Raw genomic sequence first — 1617 nt, 5'->3', positions numbered from 1 at the left:
GGAGGGGCGTGGGCCCAGGTTGTCGGGTAGCGGTGGTGATCCCGCGCTCTCCCGAGCTTATCCTCGCCCAGCAGGCAATCATGGCGGTAGGGGCCGTCTATGTACCCGTTGACCCGGACTATCCGGCGAAGCGGATCGGCTACATTCTCGCCAGCAGTGATCCCGCTTTGGTGTTGACCAGCCGTACGCTTCAAATGCCGCTCGACGTGGCAGCGCCACTTGTCTGCCTCGATGCCCCCGGTGTGGCAGATCAGCTGGCAACGACAGCTCCTTGTGATCTGCCAGCCCCCAGGCCGGAAGATGCGGCTTACATCATCTACACCTCCGGCTCGACCGGTCGGCCCAAAGGGGTGGTGGTGAGCCACGGTGCCATCGTCAACCGGCTGCTCTGGATGCAGCACATGTATCCCATCGGCCCGGCGGATCGGGTGCTGCAAAAGACCCCGGCCGGTTTCGATGTCTCCATCTGGGAGTTCTTCTGGCCCTTTATGACCGGGGCGCGACTGGTGCTCGCCAAACCGGGTGGCCACAAGGATCCCGCCTACCTTGCCGAGCTGATTGAGCAGGCCGGGATCACCACCTTGCACTTTGTCCCCTCCATGCTGCAGATCTTCGTCGCACAAGCCGAGCCTGCGCGTTGCCGCGCCCTGCGGCAGGTCTTCTGCTCCGGCGAGGCGCTGCCCGCGGATCTGGTGCAGCGCTGGTATGGGGCGTTTTCAGCCCCCCTGCACAACCTCTATGGCCCGACCGAGGCGGCGGTGGATGTCACCTGGTATCCCTGCCGGGCAGACGAGGCGGTGACCAGCGTGCCCATCGGCTATCCGGTCTGGAATACCTGCATCCACATTCTCGACCCCTTGTTGCAGCCGGTGCCCCCCGGTGTAGCGGGGGAGCTCTGGATCGGGGGCGTACAGGTGGCGGAGGGCTACTTTGGCCAGCCCGAGCTCACCGCCGAGCGCTTTATTGCCAACCCCTTCGGGGCGGGACGGCTCTATCGCAGCGGCGATCTGGCCGCCTGGCGCGAGGATGGCGCCATCGAGTATCTGGGGCGCCTCGATTTTCAGGTGAAGATCCGTGGTCAACGCATCGAACTGGAGGAGATCGAGCAGGTGCTGCTGCGCCATCCCCGGGTGGCACAGGCGGTAGTGTTGGCCCCCGAATTTGCCCCCGGCGATCGCCGTCTGGTGGCCTATGTGGTGGCCGCAGATAGCAGAGAGTTGACGCTGGCCGAGCTGACGCCCGCCCTTGGCGTCGTGCTGCCCGACTACATGGTGCCGGGGCTGTTGGTCACTCTGGTCGAGTTGCCGCTCACCCCCAATGGCAAGCTGGATCGCAAGGGGCTACCGCTACCTGATATGGCATCGGTGGTTGGTCAGGCGCTGCCGAAAACCCTGCTGGAGGAGCGGCTCTGTCGCCTCTTCGCCGAGGTACTGGGGCTGGCGCGGGTCGGCGCCGACGATAACTTCTTTGCCCTCGGCGGCCACTCTCTGCTGGCGGCGCAGCTGGTGGTGCGTATTGAGGAATCAATCGGACAGGGTCTCACTCTGGCCAGCCTGTTCGAAGCGCCGAGCCCCGCCCAGCTGGCGCGTCGTCTTGGCGGCGAGCGGGAGACAATGC

1 protein-coding gene is annotated in these 1617 nt (G+C 65.4%); it reads left to right on the top strand.

Features of this window, described 5'->3' with window-relative positions; all coding sequences use genetic code 11:
* Nucleotides 1–1617 (top strand): amino acid adenylation domain-containing protein (locus AACS24_RS08430; protein WP_258223150.1); only part of this gene is annotated, 1617 nt, incomplete at both ends.

The sequence above is a fragment of the Aeromonas sp. HMWF016 genome, assembly GCF_963878195.1.
GTDB classification, from domain to species: Bacteria; Pseudomonadota; Gammaproteobacteria; order Enterobacterales; family Aeromonadaceae; genus Aeromonas; species Aeromonas lacus.
The sequence above is the reverse complement of the archived record's forward strand: the minus strand, read 5'-3'. Positions and strand labels throughout refer to the sequence as shown.